The organism is Cyanobium gracile PCC 6307 (assembly GCF_000316515.1).
Lineage (GTDB): Bacteria > Cyanobacteriota > Cyanobacteriia > PCC-6307 > Cyanobiaceae > Cyanobium > Cyanobium gracile.
This window is the reverse complement of record NC_019675.1, coordinates 2400251-2417026: the sequence shown is the minus strand read 5'-3', so window position 1 is coordinate 2417026 and position 16776 is coordinate 2400251. Positions and strand designations below refer to the sequence as shown.

Genomic DNA, 16776 nt, shown 5'->3' with positions numbered 1-16776 from the left:
ATCCTCCACGTAGCGCTCCAGGCGGCGGATGATGTTGTCGCGCGTGCCGGGGTTGGCGCGGGTCGGTAACTGTGGGGGACCCCCACTGTTTCCCGCTGGCCTTCCTTCCGGCCGCTTCACCTCGCGGTGAGCACTTATTACCTTTCGCCGAGCTTAATGAACATCATGATATCCGACATACAAGGACCACCATGGCTGCACTTGCGGACTCGGTAGCCGTTGACGCTCATGTTGGGATAAAACGCGCCTGCCGGTAGGTTATTTATTGCATACTGCTGCAATAGCTGTTGACGGCATCGCTCAACTTGCAGGTTATCTTTCGCTGACTGTCTTGAGGCCGCGAGGAAATTGTTCACTGATGCTCTTGCTACGGTGCCCTTGGCGCCGCAAATCGCATCCATCTCATCTTCTGTCATTGCCGCAACAGGTGCAGCGAGAGACGAGAAAAGAGTGAGCAGGAGCAGGGCTCGCATGTGCATCTAGCTTTCACCACACTCTAATCGTTTAGCCCAAAGGCAGGGCTGTGGCGGCCCGCAAGACATCTACGCCGCCATCTTTTGTATCTGATCACACATCTTAGACGAGCTGGGGCGCGCAGGATTGCTTCACAATCTCACCTTCACCTTCGTTGATGAGCACAGAGATCGGCTGGGCGGCGTGGGTGCATTGAACAAGCCGAAGCAGAAATACGCACGATCCTGCGCAACAAAATGCAGGATTCCCCCATAGTCGTTCTGGTCACTGGCGCAATGCAATGCCTTACAAGCAGGATGTCGCTGGTTCGAAACCGGCATCGGGCATCGCTCAGATCCCAGCAAAGGCGGGCATCCCTGCCACTCCGGCCACCCGGAAGGTTGACGATCACGGCTAGTGTCAATCTCACTGGAACCTGAGCTACCGGCCATGGCTACCGATGCCTCTCCCATCTGGAAGAGCAAGGTTGCCGGTCAGAGCAGCGCGCCCTCTGTTGAGCCTCCCCGGCCAGGCGCTCTCCCGCCCCTCACTGCGCGGTATGGAGTGCGCCAGGAACTCATCGATGACGCTCTGGCGTTCATGGACGAGTACGACGACGTCTTCCGTTCGCTGGCTCAGTGAGGATTGCGCCTGGGACCCTGATCCTCCCAGGCCCTTTTGAGATTGCACGGGTCCATGCGGCGACGATCAACAAGCATGGTGGTCTCCAGGTAACGCCTGATCCACGCAGGATCGAAACCGCTCTGGAGGAGGTCCTGACATTCCACACCTTCAGGCCTGAGGCGGACATCGCTCTGTTGGCTGCTGTGGTGGCCTACGCCTTTGCGAAGGGCCACCCCTTACCCGATGGCAACAAGCGGGTGGCGTTCTTCTCCGTGAAGATGGTCCTGCGGGCGAATGGGTTTGAGTGGAAGCCCCGCCATGAAGAGGCGGAGCAGCGCCTGTGGCAGATTGCAGAAACCTCCCCTGCACAGCGTGATCAGATGCTTGAAGAACTCTCGATCTGGATTCGGCAAAGCTGCACGCCGCTGTCCAGCTGATTTCGCCATTTTTGCAGTGGCAGATGCAGGGCACCATCTCCCCTCCGACCCTCCTGCCGGCGCGGCTGGTGGCACGAGGGGGCATGTACAGACGGCGCGTGTTGGCCAATTACTGCCGGGGCACCGCCCCACGAGAAGCCCTGAAGTTGGTCATCGCGATGACCAACACCATGCGACAGGTCACGGTGGCGGAGGCCAAAGTCCAGCGGTCGAGCCTGCTCGACGTGGTGGAGCAAGGCCAGCCGGTGGTGATCACCCGCCGCGGCAAAGCCATCGCTGAGCTGGTTCCCCGGCAGGCCGTGCGCGATCTCTTGCCCTAGCTCCAGCCTCTGCGGGACTCCCTGCCCCATCAGGCCACCAGCGGCGTGGAGACGATGCGCGCCCTGCGGGATGACGTCGGCTCCTGATGCTGTTCGTGGACACCTGCGTGCTGCTGGCGGCCCTCATACCGGAGCACCACTCCGACGCCGCCGCGACCTTTCTCGAAGAGGCCCCTGCGCCACTGGCGATCAGCCCCTGGAGTGCCACCGAGCTCCATTCCGCTCTCGGGATGAAGGTGCGCACCGGTGCCCTGAGTCCCTTGCAGGCCGAGGCGGTGCTCGAAGGCTTCGAACGCAGCCTGGCCCCAGGGTTTCTGATTCTGGAGGTGCAACCCCAGGACTTCCGCAATGCCGACGCCTGGATGCGCCGTTCATGAGGGCCGCCCGGCAGCTGGGACTCGAGGCCCAGCTGATCGGGGCTGACTGACGCACGCCTGGCGGACCACCAGAACCAGGGGGTCGCCAGTCTTGTTAAAGGAAATGCCGTTTCGCTTGAATTAGGCTTCCGCTTATTCAAGGTAAGGCCTCCCCCACAGGAGATGAAACGGGAAGCCACAGGCCACCTGGAAATCACCAGCACCGCCGGGGAGCCCGTCAGGGCGTTCGTACCGGATCCACTGCCACCCCTGCCCCCGCTCAAGCTGGGCCGTCTGGGGCTGGCCCTGCACGATCGCGCCCTCCTGGCCTGTGGGCGCCTCGATGGCGTGGCAAGCCTGCTTCCCGATCCCGACCTGTTCCTCTACGCCTACGTCCGCCGCGAAGCCCTGCTCTCCAGCCAGATCGAGGGCACCCAGTCCTCCCTGTCGGATCTGCTGCTGTTCGAGCTGGCGGAGGCTCCCGGGGTTCCTTTCGATGATGTGGTGGAGGTGTCCAGCTACGTGGCGGCGCTGGAATACGGCCTGACCCGGCTGGCCAGCGGCTTCCCTCTCTCGTCCCGCTTGCTGAAGGAGATCCACGCCGTACTGCTCGCCCGTGGGCGAGGGGTCGATCGGCAGCCGGGAGAGTTCCGGCGCAGCCAGAACTGGATCGGCGGTACCAGGCCGGGCAACGCCCGCTTCGTGCCACCACCACCGGGACGGGTGGACAGCTGTATGGCCGAGCTGGAGCGGTTCCTCCATGCCGAGGGCGACCTCCCCCTGCTGGTGAAGGCGGCGCTTGCCCATGTCCAGTTCGAGACGATCCACCCGTTTCTGGATGGCAACGGCCGCCTCGGGCGGTTGCTGATCGTGCTGATGCTGGTGGACGGCGGCCTGCTGCGCCAGCCGCTCCTCTACCTCAGCCTGTTCTTCAAGCAGCACCGCAGCCGCTACTACGAACTCCTCGATGCGGTGCGACGCGACGGTGACTGGGAGGCGTGGGTCCTGTTCTTCCTGGAAGGCGTCGAAAGGACCGCGGCCGCTGCGGTGGACGCAGCCCACCGGCTGCTGGCCCTGTTCCAGGCCGACGAGGCCAAGCTCACGGTGCGGGGACGATCGGGCGTCAGCGTGCGGCAGGTGTTGGCAGCGCTGAGGCAGCGGCCCCTGATCGGGATTCCCCAGCTCGCGGCCCGGGCCCAGTTGAGCTTCCCCACAGCAGCGAAGGCCGTGGAGCGGCTGGTCTCTCTGGGGATCGCCCGGGAAATCACCGGAGGTCGGCGCAACCGGGTGTTCGCCTACGACTCCTACCTCGCGATCCTCGGCGAAGGGGCCGATCCTCTCTGAGCCAGACGGACCCAGCGGGACCCAGCGGGACCCAGCCCGACCCCGTGCGAGCCATCATGAGCTCCGCATGTTCCTCCAGCCGTGGACCTCACGGATCTCATCCCCGGGATCCCCACCCTGCTGGTGGAGCTGGAGGACATCCTTGCCGGCCTGACCACGGTGGCCTGCCTGGAGCACATGAAATGGCTGGGGGCCTTCATGTGCATCACCCCGGTCCAGAAGAGTCTGGTGGGGGCCGCCACGACAGAGGAGGAGGGCTTCCGGCTGGTGGAGCGACAGCGGCCGTCGCTGCTGGTGGTCAGCCAGCGGCTGCAGGAGGGCACCGGGCTCTCGCTGGTGGAGCGCACGGAAGCGCTGGACCCCGCCATCCGGACCCTGCTGATCGCCGACGATGCCAACGAGGACCTGGTGCGGGAGGCCCTGGCCCGGGGCTGCAACGGCATCTGCTTCGAATCGGGCCTGTTCATGCCGGCGCTGCGGGTGGTGGCCGGCGGCGGCATCTACTACCCCGAGCCGGTGGCGGCGGTGCTGCGGCAACAGCCGCCCGTGGCCCCGATCGAACCGCTGACCGAGCGCGAACGGGTGGTGCTGAACCACCTGATGCTGGGTCTGACCGACCAGCGGATCAGCCAGGAGCTGGTGGTCAGCCCCGAAACCGTCAGAACCCACGTGAAGCACATCTTCCAGAAGCTCCAGGTCGACAACCGCACCAAGGCCGTCGTCAAGTCGATCGCCGCCGGGCTGATCAACCTGGAATCGGCTTTGGAGGCTCGCACCCCGGTCACCGGCTGAGCCGCCGGGTCTGCCGCAATCCCCCGTTCTGGGGATGCGGGCCGAGGGTGCTCCAGGAGAAGATTGTCAGGTCAGGGGATGACCCGAGCGGCCTCCCGGCCCCCCGCGCGACCCCAGCAGCAGATCAGCGCACCATGGCCGTCCACCTCAGCTTCGCCGCGGCCGGGCACTCCCGCGTCTCCGAAATCATCCTGGCCGGCCGCACCGGCTACTGGCTGTGCGACCCCGACCGGGTCCTGGCCCATGGCGTCGTCAAGCTCTACGAGCGGCACCCCGAGGGAGGCGACTTCGATCTCAACGACAGCGTCGTGGGCCCCTGGGTGGCGACCCTGACGGTCACCGGCGCCGAACGGGTGCAGTGGCTCGACCGGACCCGGACGATCATCGCCTTCGACCCCGCCACCCTGACGACGGAATACGTCACCACCGTGCCCCCGTTCAACGCCTCCGGCGTGTACTACGACCCGGAGCCGAGCCCCTGAGGGGGGATCAGCCCGCGACCTGCACGTGCTCTCCGTAGGCCACGAGGGTGTGGTCGGCGCTCAGGAGCCTCAGGCCCTCCAGCTGGGCCTGCACCACCAAGAGGCGGTCAAAGACGAACTCTTCCGCGCAGCGGTAGGGGTCGCGGTGGATCCAGGGCAGGTGCTGCACCGCCAGTGCGTGTTCGGCGCGGACGGGCAGTTCGCGGAATCCCTGCCCCAGCAGGCCAAGCCGCAGGGCGGCGGCCTCCACCTGGAAATCGGCCCGGCCCAGGGACGACTTGATCGCCACTTCCCACAGACTCACGACGCTGAACACCAGGGGCTGGGAAGGATCCGCCAACAGGCTCGCCGTCCCGGCCGGCAGCCGACGCGGTTCGATCGCCCACCAGAGCAGGAGCTGGGTATCGAGCAGCAGGGCCTGGGGGTCGGATCGGGGTTCGCTGCAGCTCACGGCGTGCGGATCAGCCGAACAGGCCGTCGATCGCGGCGGCGAGATCGGCCTTGAGATCGGCGCCCAGAACCGCGCCCCCCTCCAGGAAGCCGCCCCGGCGGGGTTCGGGAGCCGCCGCCACCGGCACCAGCCGCACCAAGGGGCGCCCTGCCTTGGCGATCACCACCTCCTCCCCTTCCAGCGCCTGGGCCACATAGCGGGAGAGGTGGGTCTTGGCGTCATGGAGGTTGACCTGCATGGCGGCGACACGCAGCCCCTTCAACTTAGTCCGCTTGCGGCTAGGACCATGGCTGCAACGAACTCCCCGCAGCTGATCTGCTCGCCGTAGCCGGCAAAGCACGCCAGGGCGGCGGCATGGCGCTCCGGGGTCACCGCCTGGCAGGCGTCGGGGACGCACACCAGCCGGTAGCCGCGGTCGGCACTTCTGCCGCCGCCAGATGGTGCAGCTGCAGCGGGCCGGGGTGGAGTTGCGGGCCGGCTTCAAGGTGGAGTGGCTGGTGGCCAGCCCCGCTGCCGAGGGCACCCCGGCCCTGCTGGATGCCCTGGAGGCAGCTGGCCGGCCCTGGCTGCAGTGCCACCCGGTGTACGGCGCCAGTTCGAGCTGTCGCTGGCGCCGGGCACGCTCCTGGAGGCCACCGACCAGCTGGTGCACGCCAGGCTGCTGATCCAACGGGTGACGCGCCGCTTCGACTGGCGCTGCAGCTTCAGCCCCAAGCCCAGCCTGGAGCGGGTGGGCAACGGCGGCCACCTGCACCTGAGTGTCCGGCGCGACGGGGCGGCGCTGCTGGCGGAGGCCTCGGCCGCCTTCACCGCCAGCGACCTGCTGCGCCAGGCCCCTGGGGGACGCGCTGCCCGGCGCCTTGCTCGACAGCCAGGCGGCGGAGCTGCAGCGCGCAGCGGGCTGCAACGAGGCGGAGCTGGTGGCCGCGGCGGCCTGATGGCCGGTGGGGGGGGATCGGCTGAGGGGCTATCCATCCCGTCCTGGTCCAGCCGTTCAGGGGCTGATCAGCTCCAACCCCGGGAACGCCTGCCGGTAGCGGCGCTGATCCCGGGTGAGCAGCGGCAGGCGCTCCACCAGGGCATGGGCACCGATCAGGAAATCCGGCAGGATCGTGCGCCGCTCTCCGCCGCGGCTGCGGTCGTCGGCATGGGCCCGAGCGGCCAGGTACGCCGCCTCCCGTGGCAGGGCCCGATAGTCGAACAGATGGGGAGGCAGCAGCTCATCCACCGACTCAATCGTCTCGCAGGCAAAGGCAATCTCGCCATAGATGATCGCGTTGATCACCACCGGTCCGTGGTCCAACCAGTGGCAAAGTTGATGGGAACTCCAGCGGCTCCAGCGGGGGTCGTCGGTGGCGACGTCCAGGATCACGTTGGAGTCGACCAGCACCATCAGCCCCCATCTCCCCGGGTGAGAGCGAGCAGTTCATCGGTACTGAGGCGGGTGCACAGCCGTGCCCGGCGCAGCCGCTGGATCGCCTCAACCCCGGGCTCCATCTGCTCAGGGGCCTTCTCCAGCAGAACCCGCCCCTCTTCGACACGAAAGACCACCTCGGTGTGGGGCAGAAGGCCGCACTGTCGCCCTCAGCCCGCCACCATCACCCGGTTCCGCCCGGCGGCCTTGGCGGCGTAGAGGGCGCCGTCGGCGTTGCGCAGGCCAGTCTCCAGGGCCGCCAGGCCCGTGCCCTCCACGATGGCCACGCCGGCCGAGAGGGTGACGCGCTGCCCCGGCGCCCCTGGGTGGGGCACAGCCGCAGCGGCCGCCCGCAGCCGCTCCAGCAGGGGCCCGGCCCCCATCGCATCGACACCGGGCAGCAGCAGGGCGAACTCCTCGCCGCCGACGCGGGCCAGCACATCGCCCGGGCGCAGCACGGCCCGCATGGCGGCGGCCACGTCGCGGAGCACCACGTCGCCGGCGCCATGGCCCCAGCCGTCGTTGATGGCCTTGAAGAAGTCGATGTCGAGCATGGCCGCCGCCACCGGCCGGCCATCGCGGGCGGCGGAGGCCAGCGCCACCGTGGCCGCCTCGGCAAAGCCCGTCCGGTTGGGCAGGCGAGTCAGTGGATCGCTCCGCACCGCAGCGGCCAGCTCGGCCTCCAGGCGGTCGCGCTGACGCAGGGTGCTCAGCACCGCCAGCACCTGGGCGGGGATGGAGAGATCGAGGATCACCCACACCCAGCTGCGCCAGCGCAGCGGCTCGCCCGGCCGGCCCAGGGCCTCGCCCACCCCGTCCTCGAGGGCGAACACCCCCAGGGCCAGCAGCACGGCCGCGCCGCACCGGGCTCGCCAGCGCCGCTGCCGCGGCTGCCCCGGCAGGCGGGCGCGCTCCCAGGCCTCCCGCGCGGCCACCCCGCACAGCATCGCCGTGGCGGCCCGCAGCAGCAGGAAGATGAGATCGGCAGTGTTCACGGGCTGGAGGAAAGTCCGGGGAAAAGTAGGAGGGAACGGAGGACACCAGGCGTCCATCACCCCACCCCGCCCCGGCCAGAATCCCCCCATCAACCGCAGGCCTGCGCCCCATGCACCGCCCCCACCCATGAGCTTCGCGGTGGCGCTGGCGATGCTGGAGCGCGAGGGCCGCTGGCTGCTGCAGCTCCGGGACGACATTGAGGGGATCGTCCATCCGGGCTGCTGGGGCCTGTTCGGCGGCCACCTCGATCCGGGCGAGCGACCGGAGCAGGCGATCCTGCGGGAGCTGGGCGAGGAGATCGGCTGGGAGGCGCCAGAACTGCCCCTCTGGTTCGAGCACCACGACGACCAGCTCAGTGCCTTTTACTTCCGCGGCCCCCTCACCGTGCCCCTCTGCGAGCTGCAGCTGAATGAGGGGCAGGACATGGCGCTGGCCGGGCTGGAGGAGCTGCGCAGCGGCCGGATCTGGAGTCCCAGGCTGCAGCAGCGGCGCGGCCTGGCCCCGTCCCTGGAGCGGGCCGTGCGCCGCCTCGACCCAAGACTCGGCCCGAAGAACTAAAGAATGGTGAATGATGGCTTAAGCTTGGAAGTATCAGACCGTTCTCCTGCGTCTCAGGGTTGATGAGGATGCGCTTCCCGGCAAGATTCGCGACAATCTCAAGGATCTTCCCTTCGGAAGCTGTCCGCGCCGTCACCCCTTCCATGGCGCCCGCAGGCCTGCCCCCCCGACCCGCGTCCCTTCAATGACCAACGTCTGGTGCGTTCGGGCGGGCGGCGGCATCTACGCGGACAATTTCATCAGCGGCGGCTTCGTCGGCATCGGCTGGCGGGAGATCACCGAGGATCTCGGCCCGGTCCGGAACCGGGAGCAGCTCTTCTCGGTGGTGCGGCGCTACTTCCCGGACATCCAGAGCGCGATCCTGCTCTCCAACTACGTCAACGAGATCCACCGCTTCCTGTTCGAGATCCGCCCCGGCGACCACGTGATCATTCCGGCGGCGGAAGCCGACCTGCTCCGCTTCGGCGTCGTCGATGAGGGCCGCGCCTACTACGACCCCACCGGCGACGACGGCTGTCCCCTGCGCCATCGGCGTCCTGTCACCTGGTCGCCCGAACCGCTCCGGCTCGACCACTTCTCGGCGCCGTTCCGTAACTCCATCCGCACCCTGCTCACCGTCCCGGCCCACACCCGGATGCGTTCCCTGCTGACGGTGTTCCTGGTGGAGCACCAGGCCGAGTTCATCCGCGCCATCGGCCGTCAGGAGACAACGGCCCCGGCCCGGTCGACGACCCGGAAGGAGGAGTCCCACCGCAGCGTGCTCGAGCAGCTCCTGCAGCTGGATCCCGGCGAATTCGAGCGGCTGGTGGTCCATCTGCTGGATGCCCTCGGCTTCCAGGACTGGGAGCGGACCGAGCACCACGGGGTGCTGCGCGACGTATTCGATGCCTGCGGCGACATCAGCCTGTCGCTGCCGGCCCGCATCCGCATCCATGCCCGCTTCCACCGCGGCAACCTCGGCGCCCGGATCGGCGCCGATGCGGTGCGGGAACTGCGCCAGTTCATTCCCTTCGGCGGCCATGGGATCTTCATCACCACCGCCGATTTCCAGCCGGCGGCGACCACGGCGGCCGGTGAGGAGGGCTTCGCCAGGATCAGCCTCGTCAACGGCCAGCAGCTGGCCGAGCTGATCGCCCACCACTGGACCCACCTGCCCGGTGACATCCGTGATCGTCTTTCGCTCGAGCAGGTGCTGGTGAAGAATTGAGGCCCCTTCCCCTCGCCTCCATGGCTTCGCGATCGCGTCGACGCACGCCCGGCCATGGCAGGGGCACGCCCCCCCGGCAGAACCCCACCGGGGCCGCTCCGGAGGCCACCGGCCTGCGGCCGCGGCTGCAGATCCTGGCGGGGTTCCTGCTGCCGCTGGTGGTGCTGGGGCTGTGGCTCAACTCCCGCGGCTTCTGGAGCCCCTGACCAAGCCACCCAACCCAGCGGACCCTCAGGGGCCTGTTCCGGGGAAGGTGGGTCCGCAGCCCACCAGCTCCACCTCCGGATCGTCGCCGAAGATCGCCAGCAGTTCCCCGTGCAGGGCCTCGGCCCAGGGGGGGGTCGATGAAGCGGAAGCGGCGCCAGTCCCAGATCCGCTCGGTGACGGCGCCGTCGGTGCAGCAGAACGCCATCCCCTCCGCCTCCGGGGCCGCCTCCGTCTCCGCCGGCAGGCTGTAGGTGGAGACGCCTTCATGGCCCTGGAGAGCGGATCCCGGCGTGCGCTCTGCGGACGGTAGGTGCTGCTACCGGCGTTGTCCAGGGTCCGCCCCCAGAGTGCGCCGGCAACCACAGGCGACAGGCGTGCAGGATCAGGTGGGAACGGTGCAGGCGCTCTGGCGCTACCCGGTGAAATCGATGCTCGGGGACTCCCCCAGCCAGCTGGCGGTGGATCCCCGCGGCATCCGGGGCGACCGGGCCTACGCCCTCTGGGACCACGCCAGCGGCCGGGTGGCCAGCGCCAAGAACCCACGGCTCTGGCAGGGGCTGCTCGGCTACCGGGCCCGCTTCCGGGAGGAGCCCGCGCCCGCGTCGCCCCTGCCACCGGTGCTGATCAGCCCCAGGGAGGACGACGGCAGCGCCGGGCTCTGCAGCGCCGACGACGACGTGGGCGCCGTCTTCAGTGAGCGCTTCGGCCGCCGGGTGAGCCTGATGGACACCCCCCCGGAGGGCGCCAGCCTCGACCAGTACTGGCCGCCGGTGGAGGGGCGAGCCTTCCAGGACGTGACCAACGCCCTGGAGCTGCCCGAAGGCACCTTCTTCGACGCCTGCCCCATCCACGCCATCACCACCGCAACCCTGGAGCGACTGCGCCAGCTCGAACCCCAGCTGGATTTCGCCGTCGAGCGCTTCCGCCCCAACCTGCTGATCAGCACGCCGCCGGAAGCCTCCGGCTTCGTGGAGGAGGCCTGGAGCGGCGCCTGCCTGCAGATCGGCGAACAGCTGGTGCTCCGGGTCGACGGCGGCTGCCCCCGCTGCGTCGTCACCACCCTGGCCCAGGGCGCCCTGGAGGAGAACCTGGAGATCCTGCGGGCCACCGCCCGTCACAACGGCGTCGTGGCCGGCATCCGCCTCAGCGTGGTCACCCCCGGTCCGATGGCGGTGGGGGATCCGGTACGGCTGTTGCCCTGAGCGGCTCGCAGCTGGCTAAGGGGCCGGCGCCAGTCCGGCCGCGAGGCGCTCGAGGGCCTCGGCCAGCAGGGCCTCGGAGGTGGCGAAGCTCAGCCGCAGGTGACCCGCCGCCCCGGGGCCGAACCAGCGGGGACTCCCCGGCACCACCACCACCCCGTGCTCCCGCCGCAGCCGCTCCACCAGCTCCTCGACGCTCTCCTGCAGCGGCGACAGGCCGACGAACAGCACGAAGGTGGCCGCGGGGGGCCGCACCCGCAGGCCTGGGATCGCCGCCAGCCGGGTAACGGCCTGATCGCGACGGGCCCGCAGATGCTCGAGAAAGGCCCCCAGCCAGGCCAGGCCGTCGGGGCTGTAGGCCGCCGTGGCCGCCACCTGGCTGAGGGTGGCCACGCCATCGACGGTGGACGGCAGCTCACTGGCGGCCAGCAGCCGGGCGGCCGCCTCCGGATCCGCCATCGCCACGTAGCCCACCCGTAGACCGGCCAGGCCGAAGGATTTGGAGAAGCCGTGCACCACCGCCCCGAGGCCGGCCAGCTCCGGCTCCAGGGCCAGCCAACTGGTGAAGGTGGCCGGCGGGTAGACCACATCGCTCCACACCTCATCGCTCAGCACCCGCAGGCCCCGCTCCAGGCAGAAGCGCCCCAGGGCCTGGAGTTCGTCGCGGCGGAAGCAGCGGCCCAACGGGTTATGGGGGTTGCAGAGGCACAGCACCCGGGTGCGGGGGGTCACCAGGGCCGCCAGGGCCGCGAGATCCAGGGGGGCCTCGGGATCGATGCGCCACAGCACCGGCACCCCACCGGCGCTCCGAACCGTGTGGGCGAAGAGGAAGTCGACCGGATCCCAGAGGATCGCCTCGTCACCGGGCGCGAGCCAGTGACGGCTCAGCAGGGCCAGACCGGCGGCGGCACTGTTCACCGCCACCACCGCTTCGGGGGGCACGAACGCCCCCCGCTGCCGGAGGTAGCCGGCCACCGCCTGCCGGAAGGAGGGCAGCCCGCCGGCCGGGCCGTAGCTGAACACACCGGAGCGGGCGTAGTCGGCGATGGCCTCGCGGATGACCGGCGCCGCCGGGAAATCGGGATCGGCGGCGGTGAGCGGGATCACCCCGGGAGGCTGCTCGGCCCAGCGCAGGTTGTGGGCCCGCTGGCGCAGCAGCTCAAGCGGTACCGCCCCGTCGCGGAAGCTGTCGGCGAAGCGATCGCTCATGCCATCAGCGGCAGCTGGAGCCCGGTGGCCGATGGCAGGACGAACGCCCGCGCCATCTGGCGACCGGCCTGCACACAGCCCAGCAGCGTCGGCCGCCGCTGGCGTTCGTAGGCGCTGAACAGGTCCGGCAGATCGCCAGGATCGCGGCAGCCTGCCAGCAGGTCACTGAGCAACACCGCATCCTCCAGGGCCGCGTTGACCCCCTGGCTGGTGAAGGGCAGCAGCGGATGGGCCGCGTCCCCCGCCAGGGCCACGTTGCCCTTGCTCCAGCGGGTGGCCGGGTCTTCGTCCACGGTGTGCCACACGTGGGCGCTGGCCGGATCGGTGGTTTCCAGCACGTGGCGGACCATGGCGGGGAACCTCCGGAAGTGGTCCTGGAGGAAGGCCCCCACCTCGGAGGGCTGCGGGGCGGTGAAGCGCTGGCTGTCGAACTGAACGAACCAGACCAGCCGGTCATCCCCCAGGGGCACCAACCCGACCGCCAGCCCCCCGGAGGGGTCGAGCACCTTGAGGAAGCGATGGCCCAGTTCGGCGGCCACCAGGGGCTGGTGCCCATGGGCCACGATCTCCTTGACCCGGCCTGGATTGGTCATCGCCCCACATCCCAGGGACAGCCGGCAGCTGGAGCGCACCCCATCGGCGGCAACGAAGGCATCGGCCTCATGGGAGCGACCGTTCTGAAAGCACACCGCCCGGGCCCGCTCCCGATCCCAGTCGAAGCGCTCGAACGGGTGGTTGTAATGGACCAGATCGTCGGGGCCCCCCCGCAGCAGCACATTGAGCAGCTGGTGGCGCAGCATCGCCACCGCCCCCTCGAGCGGGTGCTCCACCAGCACCTGCCCGGAAGCGCAGAGAATCCTCACCGAGGTGATCGGGTGGCCCAGGGTGCCGTCCGGGTCGCAGCCGAGCCGCCGCAGGGCGGCGAGACCATTGGCCAGCAGGAGAAACCCATGGCCATGGAGATGGGAGGCCATGGCCCGTTCATAGACACGCACAGGCCGGCTCTGCTGCCAGAGTCCCCTGGCCAGGGCCAGCCCGCAGGCGCCTCCTCCCACCACAGCTGTATGGATCACCGCTGAAGATCCATCGGGAAGGTGAAAACATGCCCGCTGATCAAGCAGGGATGTGCTGACTCACGCGGTGGATTCGTGATCCGTACGGAGCCCACGGCCTGAAGGAATGCATGCCCGCGAATGTTAGGGGTCACGGCAAACCTGTGGACGTCGCCATAGTCACCTTGGAGCGCTCAGCGAACAAGCCTGAGTTTTCCCTGAGCAATGGTGAGGAAACCCAGGGGAATGGGCGCTGAGGAATAACGTCGAACCGCACCGGCAATGGCGGAAGGTAACGCAACCAACGCCTGCACCACCCCCCTGCACCTCCCTGTTGCCCCGGGCAGGGAAGCGGCGACGACCTGGGGCTCGCCACGCCAGCCGTGGCTAAGGTGCGGGTGGTGAGGGAGGAACATGCGCCGTCGCACCACATTGATGATCATCAGTGGAGCGCTTCTTTCGGGCACCTCTCTTCTGATCTTCACGCATCTGCTGGATCAGCGCAGTTCCAACGACTTACGCCGCCAGAATGATCGGATCGCCGGGCGGCTGTGCACCGCCCTGCAGGACGTCGAACGTTTTTTTGCCACACCATCGGCGCAGGGGTCCGCCAGCGCGGAGGCCAAAGGGCCGGCCATGCCCCCCCCCGGTCTGCAGTCCGTCAACGAGGCGGAGCTGGTAAGCCCCCCCGTTCCGGCGGTGATGGCGACGGGCTCCACTTCCCTGAAGGGCAGGCTGCTGGTCTGCCCCCGCCGCTTTTCCCGGCTGGATCTGGTGGTGGCAGGCGAACCGGGGCAGGGGAATGCCCTTCTCCTCAGCACGGGCCCCGATCGCCGCCGGGCCCCCGAATGGATCAGGCTCACCGGCAGCAACCTGATCCAGCGCGACCAGGATGGCGACAGGCAGATCCGGCTGGCCCCATGGACCGACCTGGAGGCGAAGGGGATGGCGAAGGGGGCCCCGGCCGGTTCGCTCTACCGGGTCGGCTTCGGGGGTGTGGCGGTGGGGCTGACCCTGGCGCCGGCCCTGCCGACAAAAGCGGATCGCGTCCGCAACCTCGCCTTGGTCCTGGGGCTGCTGGGCATCGGGCTGACCATGGTGATCGCCTGGCGTTCCAGCCACAACCGCCGGAAGGATCAACCGGCGACCGGAAGCTTCCGCAGGGACGGCCAGACGTCCTTCCTGACGCACTATGCCCTGGTAAAGGATCTTGAGCCTTCGGCACTCAGGAAGCACGCTGAGCGCGGCGGAGACGGCTTCCTCGTGACCATCGACTTTCGCTATCTCGAACGGCAACGCGGCTATCTCAGCGAGGTGGAGATCAACCAGATCCTCACGAAGGCCTGTCGTGCAATCGAGAAGGGATGGGCCGTACACCCCGGCTTCAATTTCTACCATGTCTCGAAGAACAAGATTGCCCTGATCGTCCGGTCTTCCGGCAACATTCCCATCGATGACAATGGCGCCTGTGAGGCGCTCCTGGCCCGTCTGCTCGGCATTGTCTCCGGGTCCATTCAGATTTCCAGCGATTCGGTGCTTGCCTGGGATGATGTGATCATCACCGGGCAGCGATTCCCGCTGATTGATCCACCCGGCTCCCTGCTGACGATGCAGGCCTTCGGGGAGATTCTGGCCGCCGAAGACAGACGTTCGTACCGCCTAGTGAAGAGCGGTGATGATCTGCTGGTCAAGGATAAAGGTGAAATCAGAAGTCAACTCACGTCCCTGAAGGCGAGTGATCTTGAGCTGCGCTTCCAACCGATTCTTCAGCTCAGCAATCCGGGCCACTTCGGCCTCGAGCTGCTGATCCGCTTCCTGCCGCCGGCCCTGAGCAAGCTCGGCACGGGACATGTGATTCAGCTGGCTCATGACATCGGCATTACCCACAAGATCGATGCGCTGGTTGTCAGCCGGCTCGCTGACGTGCAACAGCAGATCCATGCATCGGAGTTTCTGCGTCATCGCATTGAGTATGTCTCCGTCAATGTCAGTTCCGATTCCGTGTCCACCGATCAGCGACTCAATCAGCTGATCAGTCTGTTCAAGCAGCACAGCATCGACAGCTCCATCTTCTGCATCGAGATCACGGAGATGGCCGCAACGGATATCCTGGCGGGCTCGGAAGGTGTGACGACGGCATCCGAGCGACTGATGCGGGAGCTGAACTTCAGAATCTTCATCGACGACTTCGGCTCCGGACTTTCGAACTACCGGCGGATCAGTGAAGCCTGGTATGACGCCATCAAGCTCGACATTGATCTGATCAAGGGGATCGATCGCTCCTTCCGGCTGCAGCGCTATGTCGGCTCCTTCATCGAAACGGTCCATGCACTGGGCAAAACGGTCGTCTGCGAAGGCGTGGAAACCCACAACGAACTCACCGCGGTCATCCGATTGGGCGCCGATGCCCTGCAGGGGTTCCTCGTCTCACCTCCCCTCTCCCTGGAGGACGTGGAGTCGTTCATTCGATCCTCCGAATGGGCGGACCGCGATTCCCTGCAGCACAGGCTGGAGCAGATCCGTGCCATGTCGCGGCTGCGGGACTCCGGGCATGGCGAAGGTTACCAGACGTCCGACAGGAAGATTCCGCTGGAGCGCTACATCATCGACAACTGGTCGAGGCTGCGCAGCTTTGAGGAGTTCGTGCTCCTGTTTGTCAATGAGCTGAAATCCTGGGGCCTGGAGATCTACCGCTTCTCCCTGGCTTTTCTGCCCGATCAGGATGATATCGACTGCAGCCAGTATGTCTGGGTCAGCTCCAGACCCGGCCTTGTCAGCACCCTGCGCATGGAGCGGGACTTCCTGGAGCAGGATGAGCACCTGCGCAGCCCCCTGCATTTCATCGCCACCAGGAGCAAGGTGTTTCGGCAGCAGCTGATCGCCACGAAGGAGAATGGCTTCCCTTTTCTGGACTCCCTCAAGGACGGGGGCTGCAGCGATTACCTCGGCATCCGACTGGACTCACGCGGAGTTTCCATCCCGGTGCTCACGATCGCCCTGCATGAAGGCAGCATCTTCAGCGACCAAGAGGTGCAACGCATCGAAGCGATGAGCAGCCTGCTGAGCCTGCTGTTCTATGCCTTCGAGAGTGAACGCTCGAAGCGGCTGGCGATGCTGGATCCCCTCACCCAGCTCGCCAATCGCCGCAGCTTCGATTCCTTCCTCAAGGGGAATGTCTCCGCCTCCAGAGCCGCCCAGGTCAACCTTTCCCTGGCGTTGATCGACATCGATCAGTTCAAGGTGGTCAATGATGTTCTGGGCCACGCCTACGGCGACCGATGCCTCAAGGAGATCGCCGATGCCCTCCGCACCAGCCTGAGCCGCAAGAGCGACTTCGTGGGCCGGCTGGGGGGCGAGGAATTCGCCATCATCCTGCCCAAGACCGATGCCGCTGCCTCCCTCCGCCTGTGCGAGAAGCTGCGCGAGTCGATCCAGGACAAGGGGATTTACCATCCAGGCGTGGTAACGGGCAACGTCCTCACCGTCAGCATCGGCATCGCGTCCTGGGATCCGCTGTCAACGACCGAGTGCGACGCCGACCGGATGCTCCAGCTGGCCGACGACTGCCTCTACGAAGCCAAGCGCCATGGGCGCAACCGGGTGGTCTGCCGGTCCCTGCCCAGCCAGATCGGTCTTTCCGCCTGAAGCGCACTGGAGCCGCCACCATGACCATGG

21 protein-coding genes and 1 pseudogene are annotated in these 16776 nt (G+C 67.6%); 14 read left to right on the top strand and 8 right to left on the bottom strand.

The window, feature by feature from the left end:
- Window positions 1-137: 137 nt before the first annotated feature.
- Complete coding sequence (locus CYAGR_RS18455) at window positions 138-473, bottom strand: hypothetical protein (protein ID WP_156818461.1); 336 nt, start codon at window positions 471-473, stop codon at window positions 138-140.
- 618 nt (window positions 474-1091) lie between these two features.
- On the opposite strand from CYAGR_RS18455, the gene CYAGR_RS16595 reads away from it, so the two are divergent.
- The 6 genes from CYAGR_RS16595 to CYAGR_RS18445 all read left to right on the top strand — a co-directional run bounded on the left by CYAGR_RS16595 (window position 1092) and on the right by CYAGR_RS18445 (window position 4808).
- Window positions 1092-1514, top strand: a complete 423-nt coding sequence (locus CYAGR_RS16595; protein ID WP_015110030.1) for a type II toxin-antitoxin system death-on-curing family toxin — start codon at window positions 1092-1094, stop codon at window positions 1512-1514.
- Between the two features lie 23 nt (window positions 1515-1537).
- Complete coding sequence (locus tag CYAGR_RS19220) at window positions 1538-1834, top strand: type II toxin-antitoxin system Phd/YefM family antitoxin (RefSeq protein ID WP_015110029.1); 297 nt, start codon at window positions 1538-1540, stop codon at window positions 1832-1834.
- Between the two features lie 86 nt (window positions 1835-1920).
- Window positions 1921-2211 carry a type II toxin-antitoxin system VapC family toxin gene (locus tag CYAGR_RS11695; protein WP_015110028.1) on the top strand — a complete coding sequence of 97 codons (291 nt, stop codon included), beginning with the start codon at window positions 1921-1923 and terminating at the stop codon, window positions 2209-2211.
- A 162-nt stretch (window positions 2212-2373) separates the two neighbouring features.
- On the top strand, window positions 2374-3534 hold the full coding sequence (locus CYAGR_RS11690; protein WP_015110027.1) for a Fic family protein: 1161 nt from the start codon (window positions 2374-2376) through the stop codon (window positions 3532-3534).
- Window positions 3535-3615: 81 nt separating this feature from the next.
- Window positions 3616-4326 (top strand): response regulator transcription factor, encoded by a 711-nt coding sequence (locus CYAGR_RS11685; protein ID WP_015110026.1) that lies wholly within the window; start codon window positions 3616-3618, stop codon window positions 4324-4326.
- A gap of 134 nt (window positions 4327-4460) precedes the next feature.
- Window positions 4461-4808: a hypothetical protein gene (locus CYAGR_RS18445; RefSeq protein WP_015110025.1), complete on the top strand. Its 348-nt coding sequence runs from the start codon at window positions 4461-4463 to the stop codon at window positions 4806-4808.
- A gap of 7 nt (window positions 4809-4815) precedes the next feature.
- Here the strand turns inward: CYAGR_RS18445 and CYAGR_RS11675 are convergent, their stop codons facing one another.
- Together CYAGR_RS11675 and CYAGR_RS11670 are read right to left on the bottom strand one after the other, a co-directional pair.
- Window positions 4816-5259, bottom strand: coding sequence for a type II toxin-antitoxin system VapC family toxin (locus CYAGR_RS11675; protein ID WP_015110024.1), 444 nt, complete (start codon window positions 5257-5259; stop codon window positions 4816-4818).
- A 10-nt stretch (window positions 5260-5269) separates the two neighbouring features.
- Window positions 5270-5521: a type II toxin-antitoxin system Phd/YefM family antitoxin gene (locus CYAGR_RS11670; RefSeq protein WP_245552512.1), complete on the bottom strand. Its 252-nt coding sequence runs from the start codon at window positions 5519-5521 to the stop codon at window positions 5270-5272.
- A 175-nt stretch (window positions 5522-5696) separates the two neighbouring features.
- On the opposite strand from CYAGR_RS11670, the gene CYAGR_RS11665 reads away from it, so the two are divergent.
- From CYAGR_RS11665 to CYAGR_RS18440, 3 genes and pseudogenes are all read left to right on the top strand, one after another.
- The gene (locus CYAGR_RS11665) at window positions 5697-5924 is read left to right on the top strand and encodes a hypothetical protein (protein ID WP_015110022.1); all 228 of its coding nucleotides are present in this window, start codon (window positions 5697-5699) and stop codon (window positions 5922-5924) included.
- Window positions 5831-6043 (top strand): annotated as a pseudogene (locus tag CYAGR_RS19500) (glutamine synthetase); the annotation flags it as partial. The gene CYAGR_RS11665 and the pseudogene CYAGR_RS19500, both read left to right, overlap by 94 nt.
- Window positions 6018-6197 (top strand): hypothetical protein, encoded by a 180-nt coding sequence (locus CYAGR_RS18440; protein WP_156818460.1) that lies wholly within the window; start codon window positions 6018-6020, stop codon window positions 6195-6197. The pseudogene CYAGR_RS19500 and the gene CYAGR_RS18440, both read left to right, overlap by 26 nt.
- Before the next feature lie 56 nt (window positions 6198-6253).
- Here the strand turns inward: CYAGR_RS18440 and CYAGR_RS11660 are convergent, their stop codons facing one another.
- The 3 genes from CYAGR_RS11660 to CYAGR_RS11650 are packed head-to-tail and all read right to left on the bottom strand — an operon-like array spanning window position 6254 to window position 7668.
- The gene (locus CYAGR_RS11660) at window positions 6254-6652 is read right to left on the bottom strand and encodes a type II toxin-antitoxin system VapC family toxin (RefSeq protein ID WP_015110021.1); all 399 of its coding nucleotides are present in this window, start codon (window positions 6650-6652) and stop codon (window positions 6254-6256) included.
- Window positions 6652-6810, bottom strand: coding sequence for a hypothetical protein (locus tag CYAGR_RS11655; protein ID WP_216593347.1), 159 nt, complete (start codon window positions 6808-6810; stop codon window positions 6652-6654). The genes CYAGR_RS11660 and CYAGR_RS11655 overlap by 1 nt, the downstream gene beginning before the upstream one ends.
- Window positions 6811-6843: 33 nt before the next feature.
- The gene (locus CYAGR_RS11650) at window positions 6844-7668 is read right to left on the bottom strand and encodes a GGDEF domain-containing protein (RefSeq protein WP_015110020.1); all 825 of its coding nucleotides are present in this window, start codon (window positions 7666-7668) and stop codon (window positions 6844-6846) included.
- Between the two features lie 127 nt (window positions 7669-7795).
- Between CYAGR_RS11650 and CYAGR_RS11645 the strand changes: the two genes are divergently transcribed.
- The 4 genes from CYAGR_RS11645 (at window position 7796) to CYAGR_RS11630 (ending at window position 10843) form a co-directional block, all read left to right on the top strand.
- Window positions 7796-8227, top strand: a complete 432-nt coding sequence (locus CYAGR_RS11645; RefSeq protein ID WP_015110019.1) for an NUDIX hydrolase — start codon at window positions 7796-7798, stop codon at window positions 8225-8227.
- Between the two features lie 184 nt (window positions 8228-8411).
- On the top strand, window positions 8412-9434 hold the full coding sequence (locus CYAGR_RS11640) for a restriction endonuclease (protein WP_015110018.1): 1023 nt from the start codon (window positions 8412-8414) through the stop codon (window positions 9432-9434).
- Between the two features lie 20 nt (window positions 9435-9454).
- Window positions 9455-9640 (top strand): hypothetical protein, encoded by a 186-nt coding sequence (locus tag CYAGR_RS11635; RefSeq protein WP_015110017.1) that lies wholly within the window; start codon window positions 9455-9457, stop codon window positions 9638-9640.
- Window positions 9641-10015: 375 nt separating this feature from the next.
- Window positions 10016-10843 carry an MOSC domain-containing protein gene (locus CYAGR_RS11630; protein WP_043325805.1) on the top strand — a complete coding sequence of 276 codons (828 nt, stop codon included), beginning with the start codon at window positions 10016-10018 and terminating at the stop codon, window positions 10841-10843.
- A gap of 15 nt (window positions 10844-10858) precedes the next feature.
- Here CYAGR_RS11630 and CYAGR_RS11625 read toward each other — a convergent pair whose 3' ends face one another.
- On the bottom strand, window positions 10859-12049 hold the full coding sequence (locus tag CYAGR_RS11625; protein WP_015110014.1) for a pyridoxal phosphate-dependent aminotransferase: 1191 nt from the start codon (window positions 12047-12049) through the stop codon (window positions 10859-10861).
- Complete coding sequence (locus tag CYAGR_RS11620) at window positions 12046-13122, bottom strand: FAD-dependent oxidoreductase (protein WP_015110013.1); 1077 nt, start codon at window positions 13120-13122, stop codon at window positions 12046-12048. The genes CYAGR_RS11625 and CYAGR_RS11620 overlap by 4 nt, the downstream gene beginning before the upstream one ends.
- A gap of 393 nt (window positions 13123-13515) precedes the next feature.
- Between CYAGR_RS11620 and CYAGR_RS16590 the strand changes: the two genes are divergently transcribed.
- Window positions 13516-16746: a bifunctional diguanylate cyclase/phosphodiesterase gene (locus CYAGR_RS16590; protein ID WP_083891387.1), complete on the top strand. Its 3231-nt coding sequence runs from the start codon at window positions 13516-13518 to the stop codon at window positions 16744-16746.
- Window positions 16747-16776 lie beyond the last annotated feature (30 nt).

What these genes read in the sequence shown, in the direction of transcription:
- CYAGR_RS11665 (WP_015110022.1), top strand. Translation starts at nt 5,697, where the DNA reads ATGGTGCAGCTGCAGCGGGCCGGGGTGGAGTTGCGGGCCGGCTTCAAG.
- CYAGR_RS11625 (WP_015110014.1), bottom strand. Translation starts at nt 12,049, where the DNA reads ATGAGCGATCGCTTCGCCGACAGCTTCCGCGACGGGGCGGTACCGCTT.
- CYAGR_RS11645 (WP_015110019.1), top strand. Translation starts at nt 7,796, where the DNA reads ATGAGCTTCGCGGTGGCGCTGGCGATGCTGGAGCGCGAGGGCCGCTGG.
- CYAGR_RS11635 (WP_015110017.1), top strand. Translation starts at nt 9,455, where the DNA reads ATGGCTTCGCGATCGCGTCGACGCACGCCCGGCCATGGCAGGGGCACG.
- CYAGR_RS11660 (WP_015110021.1), bottom strand. Translation starts at nt 6,652, where the DNA reads ATGGTGCTGGTCGACTCCAACGTGATCCTGGACGTCGCCACCGACGAC.
- CYAGR_RS18445 (WP_015110025.1), top strand. Translation starts at nt 4,461, where the DNA reads ATGGCCGTCCACCTCAGCTTCGCCGCGGCCGGGCACTCCCGCGTCTCC.
- CYAGR_RS16590 (WP_083891387.1), top strand. Translation starts at nt 13,516, where the DNA reads ATGCGCCGTCGCACCACATTGATGATCATCAGTGGAGCGCTTCTTTCG.
- CYAGR_RS18455 (WP_156818461.1), bottom strand. Translation starts at nt 473, where the DNA reads ATGCGAGCCCTGCTCCTGCTCACTCTTTTCTCGTCTCTCGCTGCACCT.
- CYAGR_RS19220 (WP_015110029.1), top strand. Translation starts at nt 1,538, where the DNA reads ATGCAGGGCACCATCTCCCCTCCGACCCTCCTGCCGGCGCGGCTGGTG.
- CYAGR_RS11640 (WP_015110018.1), top strand. Translation starts at nt 8,412, where the DNA reads ATGACCAACGTCTGGTGCGTTCGGGCGGGCGGCGGCATCTACGCGGAC.
- CYAGR_RS11690 (WP_015110027.1), top strand. Translation starts at nt 2,374, where the DNA reads ATGAAACGGGAAGCCACAGGCCACCTGGAAATCACCAGCACCGCCGGG.
- CYAGR_RS11695 (WP_015110028.1), top strand. Translation starts at nt 1,921, where the DNA reads ATGCTGTTCGTGGACACCTGCGTGCTGCTGGCGGCCCTCATACCGGAG.